Consider the following 14,639-nt stretch of genomic DNA (forward strand, 5'->3'; position numbering starts at 1 on the left):
CCGAGCTACTTCCGGGCCGGAGTCTCCCGTTAGAATGCGCTATGCAGCGCGAAACGCTGATCCGTCTTCTCGAGGTCGCGCGGGGCGACGCCCCCGCCGACTTAGTGCTGGGCAACGCGCGGGTGCTCAACGTGTTCACCGGGGAGGTCTACCCGGCTGCGGTGGCGATCGCCGGCGGGTTCATCGCCGGGGTGGGGGAGGGCTACGTGGGCCGCGAGGTGCACGACCTGGGCGGGCGCTTCCTGGTGCCCGGCCTCATCGACACCCACATCCACATCGAGTCCACGCTGACGCTGCCCTACGAGCTGGCCCGGGTCATCGTGCCCAAGGGGACCACCACGCTCGTCGCCGACCCCCACGAGATCGCCAACGTGTGCGGCCTCGAGGGCGTGCGCTTCCTGCTCGAGGCCTCCGAGGGCCTGCCGCTGGACTGCCTGTTCATGCTGCCCTCCTGCGTGCCCGCGAGCCCGTTCTCCAGCAGCGGGGCGGTGCTCGAGGCCGCCGACCTCCTGAAGCTGTGGGGCACCCACCCCCGCATCCTGGGCCTGGCCGAGTTCATGAACGTGCCCGGCGCGGTGCTCGGTGACCCGCAGTGCCTCGACAAGCTGATGGCCTTCCAGGGGGAGCGCATCGACGGGCACGCGCCCGGCCTGGGCGGGAAGTGGCTCCAGGCCTACGCCGCCGCCGGGCCCGCAACCGACCACGAGTCCACGAGCGCCGAGGAGGCGCTGGGCAAGTTGCGGGCCGGGATCCACGTGCTGGTGCGCGAGGGCACCGTGACCCGCGACCTCGAGGCCCTCCTGCCGGTGATCAACGAGAAGACCGCCCCGCGCATGGCCTTCTGCACCGACGACCGCCACCCCGAGGACCTGCTCGACGAGGGCCACCTCGACTTCGTGGTGCGGCGGGCGGTCAAGCTCGGGCTGGACCCGGTCACCGCCATCCAGATGGCGACGCTGGGGGCCGCCAACGCCCACCGCCTGCGCGACCGGGGGGCCATCGCGCCGGGCCGGCGGGCCGACTTGGTGGTGACGAGCCGCCTCGAGGACTTCCGCGCCGAGCGGGTCTACTCGGCGGGGCGCTGGGTGGCCGAGCACGGCGAGCCGGTGGGCGAGTGGCTGCGCCCGCAGGCCGACCCGCGCCGGGTGTCCGACACCGTGCGCCTCGACCTGGACTGCATCTCGCTGGACATCCCGGCCCAGGGGAGGGGGGTGCGGGCCATCGGGGTCATCCCGCGGAAGGTGGTGACCGAGGAACGCGTCCGCCCGGCCCGCATCGTGGACGGGCTGGCCCAGGCCGACCCCGAGAACGACCTGCTCAAGCTGGCGGTGGTCAACCGCTACGGCGGGCAGGGGGTGGGGCTGGGCTTCGTGCACGGGCTGGGCCTGCGGCGCGGGGCCATCGCCGGGACCGTGGGCCACGACAGCCACAACCTCACCTGCGCCGGCGCCGACGACGAGTCCATGCGCACCGCCATGCGGGCCCTGGCCGAGGTGGGCGGGGGCTACGCGGTGGCGCTGGGCAAGGAGGTGCTGGCCCTCACCCCCCTCCCCATCGCCGGGCTGATGAGCGACAGGCCCATGCCCGAGGTCCGCGCCCAGATGGAGCGCCTGCTGGCCGCCACCAAGCAACTCGGCACCACCCTGCACGACCCCATGATGCACGTGGCCTTCCTGCCGCTCGAGGTCATCCCCAAGCTCAAGCTCACCGACAAGGGGCTGGTGGACGTGGAGAAGTTCGGCTTCGTGAGCTTGTGGGTGTGATGCTCGAGCAACTTCCTGAGGCGATAGCGCGACGGCTCGAGGGATACCAAGCCGAGCCGATCTCGATGGGAATGTCCGGCGCAGGCGTTTACCGGCTGCGTCAACCGGGTGCGACCGGCTTGATCCTCAAGGTGCAACCCCAATCGGACGACCCCGATCCGGGGTTCCGACTGGCTTCAGAAGCAGAGAAAATGCGCTGGCTCTCGGCCTGGGTTCCGGTGCCACAGGTGCTCGAGTTCTGCCAGCAGGACGGCTCGGAATACATGCTGATGAGCGAAGTCGCGGGGCGTAGCGGGGCCGAAGACTGGCCGTCGGAGGAGCGGGCTCGAGTGGTCGTGGCAATTGCCGAGGCGCTCAAGCGGCTTCACTCGACCCCCGTCGAGCAGTGTCCCTTCGATCAGCGGCTCGAGACCAAGATCGCCCAGGCCCGGCGGCGCACCGAACTCGGGCTGGTGAACCTCGAGGATTTCGACGAAAGGTGGCAGGGCAAGTCAGCGGAGGAGTTGCTCGAGGTGCTGCTCGAGACGCGGCCCGCCGACGAGGATTGGGTGGTCTGCCACGGGGATTACTGCCTGCCCAACGTCTTACTCGAGCAGGGCAAGCTCAGCGGGTTGGTTGACCTGGGACGGGCTGGGATTGCTGACCGCTACCAAGACCTCGCCCTGATGACCCGCAGCCTCACCTCTGACCTCAACCCGCAGTTTGGCGAAGGCTGGGACCGGGTGTTTCTCGAGGCCTACGGCATCCCCCAGCCCGACTGGGAGAGGATCAAGTTTTACCGTCTGCTGGACGAGTTTTTCTAGAGCTTCCCGGCCTGCTCGCGCAGCTCGGCCACGGCCAGGCGGTAGGTTTGGACCCTGGCTGCGGCCAGTAGCCGCAGGTCGCGGTGGTAGCCCCCGCCGCCCACCACGACCAGCGCGGCGCCGCTCTCCCGTACCCTGCGGTATACCCGGCGGTCGCGCTCGGCCAGGCCCTCCAGGCTCAGGGCCAGGCGGCCCAGGCGGTCGCCGGCCAGCACGTCCACCCCGGCGTTGAAGAAGACTAGATCGGGGCGGGAGGCGAAGGCGTGCTCGAGGGCGGGCTCGAGCGCCGCCAGGTAGTCCGCGTCGCCGGTGCCGTCCGGGAGGGCTACGTCGAGGTCGCTCCGTTCCTTGGCCTGGGGGTAGTTGTGCTGGGCGTGGACCGAGAGGGTGAACACCGAGGGGTCGTCCTGGAAGAAGACGGCGGTGCCGTTGCCCTGGTGCACGTCGAGGTCGGCCACCAGCACCCGCCCGGTGAAGCCTTTGGCACGCGCCTTGGCGACGGCCACCGCCACGTCGTTGAACAGGCTGTAGCCCTCGGCGTGGGCGGGGTAGGCGTGGTGGGTTCCGCCGCCCAGGTTGAGGCCCAGGCCCCCCTGCAGGGCGTCCTCGAGCGCCGCCAGCGTGCCCCCCGCCGAGTACAGGGCGCGTTGCAGCGTCTCCGGGCCGAAGGGCCGGCCCAGCCGCAGGGTCTCGGCGCGGGTGAGCCCGTCGTTGAAGACGTGGTGCAGGTAGGCCTCGTGGTGGGCCAGGGCCAGCTCCTCACGCAGCACGGCGGGCGCGGGGTGGAGCTCGAGCACCCCCTCCAGCCCCTCACGCATCGCGTTCCACAGGGGGGCAAAGCCCGGTGCGAGGGGCAGGCTGAGCGCGGCGCTGTAGGCCCTGGGCTTCACCGCTGTTCCTAGGGGATGATGTGGACCCACTCTCGGGTGCCGAACTTGCTCTCCACCAGCGCGTGGGCGGCCTCGAGCTCCTGTGGCTTCAGGGCGTCCTGGCGCAGCCCGTGCAGGCTGTCGAAGGTCTCGACCATGCGGTCGATGACCGCCTCGCGGGGCAGGCCAGTCTGCGAGCGCAAGGGGTCCACCCGCTTCTGGGCGCTGGTCTGGCCCTTGTCGGAGAGCTTTTCGCGCCCGATCCGCAGCACCTGCACCATCTTGGCCGCGTCGATGTCGTAGGCCATGGTGACGTGGTGCAGCACCGCCCCGCCCCGGCGGGTCTGGGCGGCCCCGGCGATCTTGCCGCCCTCGCTGGTGATGTCGTTGATGGGCTGGTACCAGGCTTTGACGCCCAGCGACTTCAGCGCCTCGAGCACCCAGGCGTCCATGAAGGCGTAGGACTCCTGGAAGCTCATCCCCGCCACCAGCTCCTGCGGCGCGTAGAGGGAGTAGGTGATGGTGTTGCCCGGCTCGATGAACATGGCCCCGCCCCCGGTGATGCGCCGCACCACGCTCATGCGGTGGCGCTCGAGGCCCTCGGGGTCCACCTCGTTCTTCACCGACTGGTAGCGCCCGATCACCACCGCCGGGCCGCCCCACTCCCAGATGCGCACCGTGGGCCGGCGCCGCCCCGCCCCCACCTCGTAGATGAGCACCTCGTCGAGCGCCATGTGCAGCGCAGGGCTCATCGGGCCGTCGCGCAGCAATTGCCAGTCGTAGTCCTTCCAGCCGGTGCGGCTCATGCCAGCGCCTTCCTCACCGCCACCGCGACGGCCTCGGGCGAAAAGCCCAGCATCACCACCTCCGGCCCCAGCGCGGCCTGGACCCGGCCTGCGATCTCGGCCTCGGTGGCCTCCCGCGGCAGCCCCTCGAGCGCCCCGTTGATGGCCTCCAGCGCCTCCTCGGGCTCCAAAAAGAAGTCCCCGCTCACCTGCACCCGCGCCAGGTGGCCGTCCTCGAGCTCGAGGTCCACCACCACCAGCTTTCCCCCCGGAGTTTTATATTCCCCGTGCATACTTCCCTCCTGCCGGACCCACCCGGCACGACCAAGCTCCAGGCTATGCAGGAGGGGCGGGAGTGAATGTGTATCAGGGGGGGTATGGCTTGTAGCGGGCGTACGCGTTGCGTCGTACGCAAGACGCCAAACGCCAAACGCCCAACGCCCTTTGTTTACCCCCCTTAGCAAGGGGGGCTGGGGGGATACCCCTCCCCGCCGGCGGGTGCGAGCCACGAGTTGACGGCTGATAGCTGATAGCTGACCGCTGAGGGCTGAAAGCTGCCGGCTGACCGCTAACCTCACTTCCAATACGGCTGCACCGTTTCCAGCAGCCGCCGTGCGATCTGGCGGTTGTGTTGTTCGATCTGGGGTTTGCGGGGGATTTCGGGGTAGCAGCGGTCGGGGTCGTGGAGGGTGGGGCTCAGCGGTTCGCGCAGGCGTGGGGTCCAGCGGTCCTGCCAGTCCTGGGGCAGGGTGTCGGGGAGGGGGAGGTCTTGGAGGACGTGGTAGAGCAGGGCCCACACCCGCACCGCCGCGTCGAAACTGTAGCCGCCGCCCAGGGTGAAGATGGCCCTGCCGCCCGCGAAGTCCCGGGCGTACTGGCGCAGCAGGGGGAAGACCTTGGCGTAGGTGTGGGTGGTGAGCAGCAGTTCGGCCAGGGGGTCTTGGAAGTGGGCGTCGGAGCCGCACTGGATCACCAGCGCGTCGGGGCGGAACCAGGAGAGGGCGGCCTCGCTGACCTGCTGGAAGACCTCGAGGTAGCTCTCGCCCTCGGTGAAGGGCTCGAGCGGCACGTTGAGCTTGCGCCCCACGCCCGCGCCGCGCCCGATCTCGTGGACGGCCCCGGTGCCGGGGAAGAGGTAGCGCCCGGACTCGTGGAAGGAGAGGGTGAGCACCTCGGCCTCGTCGTAGTGGATCCACTGCACGCCGTCGCCGTGGTGCACGTCAACGTCCAGGTAGGCCACCCGCATCCCGGCCTTGGTGAGGTGGCGAATGGCTACGGAGAGGTCGTTGTAGACGCAGAAGCCCGAGGCCTGGTCGTGCTGGGCGTGGTGCAGGCCGCCGCCCAGGTGCAGCACCTCGCGGGCCCCGCCCACGACCAGGCGGGCGGCCTCGAGCGCCCCCCCCACCAGCCAGCGGGCCGCGTCGTCCATGCCGGGGAAGACCGGGGTGTCGCCGGTGCCCAGGCCATAGTGCACCAAGTCGGAGGGCTCCTCGCCCTGGCTGGCGGCCTCCACCCGCCGCACGAAGCGCTCGGCGTGGACGCTCAGCACGTCCTCGCGGGTGGCCTGCGGGGGCGCGTGGAAATTGGCGGGGTGGCCCAGGCTCGCCAGCAGGTCCAGGAGTATCTCGAGCCGCAGCGGGCTGAAGGGGTGTTGCGGGCCGAAGGAATACCGCAAGTAACCGGGGTGGTAGACGACCGGCGTCGTGCCCATGCCTTTACACCCAGGGTTTTTCCGGCGGCCACAGCACCTCGAGCCCCTGCTGGCGCAGCTCCTCGGCCAGGGCGCGGGTGTTCTGGGTGTTGACCCGCAGCACGCTGCGCACCGTGAGGGCGTCCTCGGGATAGGTGAGCAGCGAGTGCACGTTCACCCCCTGGTCGGCCAGGTAGCCCGTGAGCAGGGCAAGTTGGCCGGGCTCGTCGGGCAGGCGCAGCTCGAGGCGCCCGCTGGGCTTCTCCACCCCGGTGAGCTTGAGCAGGGCGTCGAGCAGGTCGATGCCCGTGACGATGCCGGTGAGCTGGTCGTTCTCGAGCACCGGCAGGCACCCGATCTTGCGCGTGCGCATGGTGCGGGCCGCCTCCTCCACCGGGTCCAGGGGATCGGCGGTGATCACCGGCTGGCTCATCACCTGGGCCACCGGGGTATCGGGAGAGGCCACCGTGCCCCTTGCCAGCGGGCTACAGGCCAGCCGCACGTCGCGGTCGGTGATCACGCCCACCAACCGCCCCTCGCGCAGCACCGGGAGATGGCGCACCCGGTTGGCGTACATCAGGTCGTGCGCCTCCTGCAGGCTCAGCCCCTCCGGCACGGTCAGAACCGGGCTGTGCATCACGTCTTTTACGAGCATCGTTTCTACACTGTACTCCCTCGAGGGCTGGAGGGCGGGGACAGATGTCGGTGGAGAGCGATAAGCGGTCAGCCGTCAGCCATCAGCTCGTGGCTCGTGGTTTCCCCCTTCCCGTCCCTCCCCGCGTGCGGGGAGAGGTATCCCCCCAGCCCCCCTTGCTAAGGGGGGGAACAAGGCGTCTTGCGTCTTGCGTTTGGCGTTTGGCGTCTTGCGTTTGGCGTACGACGTACGACCCGCACCCGGCTCTCAGCTATCAGCCATCGGCGTACCACGACAAATAAAGCCCCCGCACCAGCACGGGGGCTGGGACGCGGGGCAATTCAGGCCGGCGGGCGGCTGCCGCCGCCGCGCACGCTGAGGCCGAGCAGGAAGCCGGCGCCCAGGGTGAGGAGGGCGGTCAGCAGGACGCGCCCGATGGGGTTGTGGTAGGGGCGGTTGAGCACCGAGGCCGCCGTGGCGAGGTTGTTGAGGTCAATGGCGTTCCAAATCAGGAAAACTAGCGCCAGCAGCAGAAGGAGCAGTCCGAGGTACAGGGTAACTTTGGACAATGCGTTTCCCATGTAAACAGTCTAGCGCAATCCGAGGGGGAGCATCGCCCCGGTCCAAGGTAGGTTCGTCCGGGCGTGCCGAGCGGGAGCTCAGCTCACCTGCCGCGTCGCCAGGGCTTCGTGGTACACCGCCTCGTACTGCGCGGTGATGTGGTCGGGGTGGAAGCGCTCGGCGGCGTAACGGCGGGCGACCTCGCGCATGCGGGGGAGGTCGTCGGAAGTGAGCAGCTCGGCGGCGGCGCTGGCGTAGGCCTCGAGGTCGCCCAGCTCGACCAGACGCCCCACCTCGGGGGTGATGAGCTCGGGGATGCCGCCCACGCGGGTGCTCACCACGGGGACCCCGCAGGCGAGGGCCTCGAGCGCGGCCTGCCCGAAGGACTCCTCCTCCGACATCAGCATGAACAGGTCGGCGGCCCCCAGCACGTACTCGGGGTGGGGGCTGGGCGGCAGGAAGCTCACGTAACGGCCCAGGTTCAGCTCCTCCACCACCCGCCGCGCCTCGGCCTCCTCCGGGCCCTTGCCCAGCAGCAGCAGGCGGGCCTTGACCCGCTGCCGGATCTTGAAGAAGGCCCGCACGATGTCGGGGACGCGCTTGACCGAGCGGAAGTTGGAGGCGTGGACGATGAGGTACTCGTCGTCGGCGGCGTACTCCCCGCGGCGCTCGGGGAAGGGGCGGAAGCGCTCGACGTCCACGGCGTTGTGGATCACCCGCGGCCGCACCCCGAAGGCCCACTTCGCCCGCAGCGCCAGGTCCCAGGAGACAGCGGTGGTCGCGCAGGCGCGGCGCAGGGCCTTGGCGGTGATGGTGCGGTAGACGTTGTCCTGGCCCAGGATGCTCACGTCGGAGCCGTGCAGGGTGTGGACGGTGGGGATCTGGCCCTCGGTCGCCAGCCACGCCGCGGCGGCGTGGGGGATGGCGTAGTGGGTGTGGATGGCCTCGAGCCCCACCTCGCGCACCGCGCGCTCGAGGGTGCCCGCCAGCGCCAGCTCGTACAGCGGCCCCGGGAACACCGGGTAGTAGGGCATGTCCACCTTCCAGAACTTCACCCCGCTGGCCTCGTCGAAGCGGAAGGGGCGCTCGGTGGCGAAGAGCCAGACCTGGTGCCCGCGCCGGGCCAGACGCTGGGCGAGCTCGGTGGCCACGATCCCGCTGCCCCCCAAGCTGGCGTAAGCCACGACCCCTAAGCGCACGCCCACAGTCTAGCCACCCTGCGCCCGCAGACCGTGATGAGAAGCACGGCGCCGCCCTTGAGCCCTTCGTGGCCCGCCTCTCACGAAAGGGTCTGGATGGCGTAGGGCAGGTGGCCGGTGTCGTTGTGGGCGATGAGGTGGGCACGCCCGTCGGGCAGCACCACCACCTGGCTGATGCCGCAGTGGTGCATCTCCATGCGCAGCCAGGCCTCCGGCGGCAGCCCCAGCACGCGGCAGACGAAGTAGCGGATCAGGTTGCCGTGGGCCACGATGAGCTCGAGCCGCGGCTCCCGCGCCGGCTTGAAGTAGCGCTCGAAGGCCTGGGCCGCCTGCTCCTCGGCGCCCTCCGGCACCCTATCCCCGAACTGCGCCTCGTAGCCGGGGGGGATCACGGGGATGGTCTCCCACAAGAGCCTCGAGGGCCGCAACGGCACGTCGGGGAAGCTGCGCGCGAGGATGCGCGCGGTCTGGCTGGCCCGCCGCAGGCTGGAGTGGTGGATGCAGCGCACCTCGAGCCAGCGCAGCCGCTCGGCGGTGTGCTGGGCCTGCAACCTCCCCAGTTCGGTGAGCCCCCCGCCCCGGTCGTCGGGTGCGTTGGCAGTCTCGTACTGCCCGTGCCGGATGAGGTAGAGGAAGCGGGGTGCCATAAGCGTGGAGGTATTGGCTCCAGCTTAGCGCGGATGGCGGTGGGGGCGTGGGTTGTGTGTCATAGGTCGAGGGTCGAGGGCCGATAGCTGATAGCCGATAGCTAAACGCAAAACGCCAAACGCAAGACGCAAAACGCAAGACGCAAAACGCCTCGGCCCTCGACCCTCGGCTCTTGACCCTCGACGCTGGCGGGGAGGGGTTTCCCACGAGCTACCCTTCCTTCACTCGTCACTCGGTACCCTTCTCTCCCGCACCAGTGCCAGCAGCGTCAGGCCGAGGGCGAAGACTCCGGCCAGCAATTGCCAGCCCAGGGTGTAGTCGCCGCTGCGCTCGACGGCGAGGCCGAAGAGGGGAGGGGCACAGGCGATGCCCAGGGAGGTGAAGACCAGGCCCAGGCCGACCACGCGGCCCTCGAGGCCCGGCGGGGAGAGTTCGGTGAGGAGGGAGAAGTGAAGGCCCTGCCAGCCCAGGGCGGTCGCGCCGTAGAGCACCACGACCCCGGCCTTGAGCCACAGCGGGGTGCCCACGGGCAGCGCGCTCAGCAGAAGCGCGCAGAGCGCGGCCAGACCGACGATGCCCAGCAGCAGGGGCTTGCGCCGGCCGCCTAAGCGGTCGGAGAGCCACGACCACCACACCCGGCTCAGCGCCCCGGCCAGGTTGGCGGCGGTGAGCAGCGCGGCGCCCTGGACTTCCGGGATGCCGAAGCGCTCGCGCAGGAAGAGGATCAGGTAGGTGATCATGATGAACTGCCCGGTGGGCAGCGTGACCCCGGCCACGGCCGCGAGGACGATGTTGCGTTCGCGCAGGACGCGCCGCAGGCCGGAGCGTCCGGTGGGAGGGCGCGAAGCCGGGCGGGAGTTCTCGCGGTAGAGCCTCGAGGTCGCCCACGCCGCCAGCACCGCTATGGCGCCTGCCGCCACCGAGGCCCAGCGCCAGCCCAGGAACTCGGCCAGCGGGACCAGCAGCCCCGAGGCCAGCGCCCCTCCCAGCGGCACCGCCATCTGCCGCAGCCCGATCACCAGCCCCCGCCGCTCGGGAGGGAAGGCCTGGGCCACCGCCTGCGAGCCCGCGGGGGTCGAGCAGGCCACCACCAGCCCCACCAGCACCAGCAGCGCCAGGAAAAGCGCCTGCGCGTGGGCCACCAGCGGGACCAGCACCGTGAGGCCCGCCGCCGTGAGCGCGGCCAGGATCAGCACCCGGCGGCTGCCGAAGTGGTCGGTGAGCCAGCCCGCCGGCAGCGCGCCCAGCATGGTCCCCAGGTAGATGAAGGTGTTCAGCAGCCCCACCGCCGTGAGCGAGAGCCCCAGGTCGTCACGCAGGTAGGGCGTGAGGGTAGGGTAGAGAAAGCCGATGGCCGAGATGGCCGACCCAGCCGTCATAGCAGCCGCGAGCACCGCCCAGGGGGACATGGGGGAAGTGTAAACGCTGGGGGTAGGAGGTAGGAAAAGCTGACGACGCCCCTCCCCGCCGGCGTCGAGGGTCAAGGGTCGAGGGCTAATGCGTACGACGTACGACGTAGGACGTAGGACGTACGACCCGTATCAGACGTACGACCCGCGCCCGGCTATCAGCTATCGGCTATGGGCTATCAGCTATCGGCGTTCGGCGTTCGGCGTACGACGTAGGACGTACGACGTACGACCCGCGTTCGGCTATCGGCTAGCAGCTATCGGCCCTCGACTCAATCCCGCGCGTGCCGCCGGATGAACTCCCCGATGAGCCCGGCCGCCTCGCGCAGCACGGGCTCGGGCTGCACCAGGGCGAAGCGCACGTGCCCCACGCCGCCGGGGCCGAAGCTGCGGCCGGGGTTGAGCGCCACGCCGGTTTCGGCGACCAGGCGCTGGCAGAACTCGAGGTCGTCCATCGCCAGCCCGGCGGGCAGCCGGTCCCACAGGTACATGCAGGCCCGGGGGCGCTCGAAGTGCCAGCGGATGGCCTCGAGCGCGTCGGCCATCGCCTCGGCGCGGGCCTTCCAGACGAGGGTTTCCTGCCGCAGGCGCTCCTCGGGCAGCTCGAGGCAGGCGATGCCCATGCGCTGGATGCCGAGGTACTGGTTGAAGTCGATGGGGCCCTTGAGGGCCTCGAGCGAGGCCAGCGCTTCGGCGTTGCCCAGGGCGAAGCCCAGGCGGAACCCGGCCAGGTGGAAGCTCTTGGAGAGGCTGAAGAGCTCGACCACCCGCTCCCGCCCGCCCGGCAGGGCCAGCGGCGACACGGCCTTGCCCGCGTAGACCTGGTCGAGGTAGGGGTTGTCGTGCACGAGCAGCAGGTCGTGGCGCTTCGCGAAGGCCAGGGCCTCGAGCCAGAACTCCTCGCCCGCGACGGCCGAGGTGGGGTTGTTGGGGTAGTTCAGCAGCAGCACCTTCGCGCGCGCGGCGGTCTCGGCCGGGATGGCCGAGAGCACGGGGAGCCGGTCGGGGCCCAGCGGGATGGGGAAGATCTCCAGGCCCGCCACCTTGGCCGCGCCGAAGTAGACCGGGTAGGCCACCTCGGGCATCAGCAGCACCCCGCCGGGGTCGGCCACGGCCATGAGCAGGTGGGCCAGGCCCTCCTGCGAGCCGATCAGGCTCAGCGCCTCGCGCTTGGGGTCGAGCTCGAGCCCGTAGCGCCGGGCGTACCAGCGGGTGGCGCTCTCGAGGAAGGGCAGCGTGCCGCTCTTGAGGCAGTAACCGTAGGTGCTGGGGTCGTCGATGCTCTCCCGCAGGGCCCGCAGGGCCTCAGGCGGCGGGGGCAGGTCGGAGGCCCCGATGGAGAGGTCGATCACCCGCAGGCCGGAGGCGCGCGCCGCGGCCTTGGCTGCGTCCATCTGGAGGAAAACGCCGGGTTGTGGGGTGCGGTTGGAGCGGAACATGCCCTAAATTACCGCAGGGTGCGGGTCGTGCGTCGTACGTCGTACGCCAAACGCCGAACGCCGAACGCCAAACGCCAAACGTCAAACGCCAAACGCCAAACGCAAGACGCAAGACGCCTTGTTCCCCCCTTAGCAAGGGGGGTTAGGGGGGATAAACCCTCCCCGCGCGCGGGGAGGGACGGGGAGGGGCAACCACGGGCCACAGGCCACGAGCTACGGGCCTTCAGCCGCTGGTGGTTCCTCTAAAACTCGGCCTGCTGCACCTCGAGCGCTCGCCCGGTGGCCTGTTCGACGGCGGAGGGGAGGAGGGGGAGGAGGGCGTTGAGGGCTTGGCGGACGCCTTCGGGGCCGCCGGGGAGGTTGACGATGAGGCTCTGGCCGCGTAGGCCGGCGACGCCGCGGGAGAGGGCGGCGGCGGGGTTGTGTTTGAAGCACTCGCGGCGGATCAGCTCGGCGAGGCCGGGGGCTTCTTTCTCCAGCAGCTCGCGGGTGGCTTCGGGGGTGTGGTCGCGGGGGGTGAGGCGGATGCTGCCGGTGGTGAAGACCACCTCGAGGCGGTCGCGGTCGGCCCACAGGCGCAGGATCCGCTTGATCTGGGCGGGCTCGTCGGGGACGAGTTCGAAGGCGGCCACCGAGTAGGGGGCCTGGTTGAGCAGTTCGTCCATCACGCCGCGCACCTGCTCGAGGCGCCCGTTCATGGCGCCCCGATCGGTCACTGCCAGGATGCCGATTCGGATCATTTGCCCTAAGTCTAGGGCATCCCCAGGCGCGCCGGGGTGATTTGGCGGGCCCGGAGTTTAGCTCACCTTCATGCAGGCGGGGCCGGGTGGTAGCTTGAGGGGCGTATGTGGGTCAAGCCCGTCGTGCTCCAAGGCCGCCACCTCCGCCTCGAGCCCCTCACCGCCGACCACGCCCCGCTGTGGGCCCGCCACCACGAGCCCGAGCTCTTCGCCTACATGTCGCGCGGGGCCCCGCAGGGGGGCGACGCGGCGGGCTACGCCGAGTACATCGAGTACCTCAACGCCGAGCCGGGCCGCATGAACTGGGCCATCCGGGTGGGCGAGGACTTCGCCGGCCGCATCTCCTACGTGGGCATCACCCCCGCGCACCGCAAGCTCGAGATCGGCACCTTCATCGTCAAGCCCTACCACGGCACCTTCGTCAACCCCGAGAGCAAGTACCTCATGCTGCGCCACGCCTTCGAGGACCTGGGCGCGGTGCGCGTGCAGTTCACCGTGGACGTGCGCAACGAGCGCTCCCAGCGCGCCATGGAGAAACTCGGCGCGGTGCGCGAGGGCGTGCTGCGCAAGGCGGCGATCACGCCCGACGGCTTCATCCGCGACTCGGTGGTCTACTCCATCACCGACGACGACTGGCCGCGGGTGAGGGTGGGGCTCGAGGAGAGGCTGGGGTATGGGGTTGATAGTCGATAGCCCATAGCCGAACGCCGAACGCTAAACGCCAAACGCCAAACGCAAGACGCAAGACGCAAGACGCCTTGGCCCTCGACCCTCGACTCTTGACGCTGGCGGGGAGGGGTTACCACGAGCCTCCCGTCACCCGTTACCCAAAACCCCCGCTCTTGACTTGCCCTCGAGGCCTGCTCCATGCTTTCTCACAGTCGTATGGACGCCGTGTTGCTCGGGCTGGCCTATATCACGCTCTTCCTGACCTATCTGGGGCTGGGGCTGGGCTATCTGCCGGGGTATCGCATGAACCGGGCGGCCATCGCGCTCACGGGGGCGGCGCTGCTGATCGTGGTGGGGGTGCTCGACCTCGAGCGTGCTTGGGGGGCCCTCGACCCCAACACGCTGGCCTTTTTGTTCGGGGTGATGGTGCTCAACGCCCACCTGGGCTACGCGGGCTTTTTCCAGCTCGTGCTCAACCGGCTGGTGCACCTGGCCCGTACGCCGCTGGGCCTGCTGGTGTGGCTGACCTTCGCCACCGGGGTGCTCTCGGCGCTGTTCCTCAACGACACCATCGCCATCCTGTTCACGCCGCTGGTGCTCGAGATGACCCGGCAACTGCGCCTGCCCCCCGTGCCCTACCTGCTGGCGCTGGCCGGGGCTACCAACCTGGGCTCGGTCGCCACCCTCACGGGCAACCCGCAGAACATCCTGGTGGGTTCCTTCTCCGGGATCTCCTTCCTCGACTTCGCCGCCGCCCTCACCCCGGTGGCCCTGGCGGGCCTGCTGCTCCAGGTCGTGCTGCTCTACGCGCTCTACCCGGCGGTGCGCTCCACCCGGGCTCTGCCGCCCCTGCCCGAGATGCGCTTCCGCCTGAACCGGGGCCTGCTGTTCAAAGGCGCCTGGGTGACGCTGGCGCTGCTGGTGGCGTTCTTGCTCGATTACCCGCTGGCTCAGGCCGCGCTGGTGGCCGCCGGGATCCTGCTGTGGAGCCGCCGGCTGCGCTCGGAGCGCTTTTTCCTGCGGGTGGACTGGGAGTTGCTGGTGCTGTTTGCGGGGCTGTTCATGGTCACGGAGGCGGTGAAGCTGCTGGGGCTGCTCGAGCCCTTGCAACCCCTGGCCGCCGCGCCCTGGGGCTTGCTGTGGGTCACGGCGGGGCTCTCCAACCTCATCTCCAACGTGCCCGCCGTGCTGCTGCTGCACCCCCTGATCCCTCAGGGCGACACCCAGGGCTGGCTGCTGCTGGCCGCCGCCTCGACCCTGGCCGGGAACCTGACCCTGCTGGGCTCGGTCGCCAACCTGATCGTGGCCGAGGCCGCCCGGCGCGAGGGCTACCGGCTGAGCTTCCTCGAGCACCTCCGCTTCGGCCTGCCCATCACGCTCTCCACGCTGCTGCTGGCTTACTTCTGGGTTTATCGCTAGGTAGCATGGGC

At 70.1% G+C, this 14,639-nt stretch carries 15 protein-coding genes; 4 read left to right on the forward strand and 11 right to left on the reverse strand.

All coding sequences use genetic code 11. The features are described 5' to 3' along the window. The first annotated feature begins 41 nt into the window (after positions 1-41). On the forward strand, positions 42-1,763 hold the full coding sequence (ade, locus tag MEICH_RS0118875; protein WP_027893877.1) for an adenine deaminase: 1,722 nt from the start codon (positions 42-44) through the stop codon (positions 1,761-1,763). Continuing rightward, positions 1,763-2,566, forward strand: a complete 804-nt coding sequence (locus MEICH_RS0118880; protein ID WP_275052632.1) for an APH(3') family aminoglycoside O-phosphotransferase — start codon at positions 1,763-1,765, stop codon at positions 2,564-2,566. Before ade ends, MEICH_RS0118880 begins: the two co-directional genes overlap by 1 nt. Here the strand turns inward: MEICH_RS0118880 and MEICH_RS0118885 are convergent. The 11 genes from MEICH_RS0118885 to MEICH_RS0118935 form a co-directional block, all read right to left on the reverse strand. Then, positions 2,563-3,456, reverse strand: a complete 894-nt coding sequence (locus tag MEICH_RS0118885) for a histone deacetylase family protein (RefSeq protein ID WP_027893879.1) — start codon at positions 3,454-3,456, stop codon at positions 2,563-2,565. The genes MEICH_RS0118880 and MEICH_RS0118885 overlap by 4 nt on opposite strands. 8 nt (positions 3,457-3,464) lie before the next feature. After that, positions 3,465-4,241: a lipoate--protein ligase family protein gene (locus MEICH_RS0118890; RefSeq protein WP_027893880.1), complete on the reverse strand. Its 777-nt coding sequence runs from the start codon at positions 4,239-4,241 to the stop codon at positions 3,465-3,467. Beyond that, complete coding sequence (locus tag MEICH_RS0118895; RefSeq protein ID WP_027893881.1) at positions 4,238-4,513, reverse strand: lipoate-protein ligase small subunit; 276 nt, start codon at positions 4,511-4,513, stop codon at positions 4,238-4,240. Before MEICH_RS0118895 ends, MEICH_RS0118890 begins: the two co-directional genes overlap by 4 nt. Positions 4,514-4,794: 281 nt before the next feature. Beyond that, a complete protein-coding gene (locus MEICH_RS0118900) occupies positions 4,795-5,931 on the reverse strand; it encodes an acetoin utilization protein AcuC (protein ID WP_027893882.1) in 1,137 nt (378 codons plus the stop codon). Positions 5,932-5,935: 4 nt separating this feature from the next. Further along, on the reverse strand, positions 5,936-6,565 hold the full coding sequence (locus MEICH_RS0118905; RefSeq protein ID WP_027893883.1) for a CBS and ACT domain-containing protein: 630 nt from the start codon (positions 6,563-6,565) through the stop codon (positions 5,936-5,938). 320 nt (positions 6,566-6,885) lie between these two features. Next, entirely contained in the window at positions 6,886-7,125 is a 240-nt protein-coding gene (locus tag MEICH_RS0118910; RefSeq protein ID WP_157202907.1) for a hypothetical protein, read from the reverse strand. A gap of 78 nt (positions 7,126-7,203) precedes the next feature. Beyond that, on the reverse strand, positions 7,204-8,304 hold the full coding sequence (bshA, locus tag MEICH_RS0118915; protein ID WP_027893885.1) for an N-acetyl-alpha-D-glucosaminyl L-malate synthase BshA: 1,101 nt from the start codon (positions 8,302-8,304) through the stop codon (positions 7,204-7,206). Between the two features lie 80 nt (positions 8,305-8,384). Next, positions 8,385-8,951 carry a histidine phosphatase family protein gene (locus MEICH_RS0118920; RefSeq protein ID WP_027893886.1) on the reverse strand — a complete coding sequence of 189 codons (567 nt, stop codon included), beginning with the start codon at positions 8,949-8,951 and terminating at the stop codon, positions 8,385-8,387. 222 nt (positions 8,952-9,173) lie between these two features. Then, a complete protein-coding gene (locus MEICH_RS0118925; protein WP_027893887.1) occupies positions 9,174-10,361 on the reverse strand; it encodes an MFS transporter in 1,188 nt (395 codons plus the stop codon). A gap of 272 nt (positions 10,362-10,633) precedes the next feature. Beyond that, complete coding sequence (locus MEICH_RS0118930; protein WP_027893888.1) at positions 10,634-11,800, reverse strand: aminotransferase class I/II-fold pyridoxal phosphate-dependent enzyme; 1,167 nt, start codon at positions 11,798-11,800, stop codon at positions 10,634-10,636. 242 nt (positions 11,801-12,042) lie between these two features. Then, the gene (locus tag MEICH_RS0118935; RefSeq protein ID WP_027893889.1) at positions 12,043-12,540 is read right to left on the reverse strand and encodes a MogA/MoaB family molybdenum cofactor biosynthesis protein; all 498 of its coding nucleotides are present in this window, start codon (positions 12,538-12,540) and stop codon (positions 12,043-12,045) included. Between the two features lie 105 nt (positions 12,541-12,645). Here MEICH_RS0118935 and MEICH_RS0118940 point away from each other — a divergent pair, with 105 nt between their 5' ends. Both MEICH_RS0118940 and MEICH_RS0118945 read left to right on the forward strand, forming a co-directional pair. Further along, complete coding sequence (locus tag MEICH_RS0118940; protein WP_027893890.1) at positions 12,646-13,233, forward strand: GNAT family N-acetyltransferase; 588 nt, start codon at positions 12,646-12,648, stop codon at positions 13,231-13,233. Between the two features lie 192 nt (positions 13,234-13,425). Further along, on the forward strand, positions 13,426-14,628 hold the full coding sequence (locus MEICH_RS0118945) for an anion transporter (protein WP_174422455.1): 1,203 nt from the start codon (positions 13,426-13,428) through the stop codon (positions 14,626-14,628). Positions 14,629-14,639: the final 11 nt, after the last annotated feature.

The organism is Calidithermus chliarophilus DSM 9957, assembly GCF_000430045.1.
In the GTDB taxonomy this organism is placed as follows: Bacteria; Deinococcota; Deinococci; order Deinococcales; family Thermaceae; genus Calidithermus; species Calidithermus chliarophilus.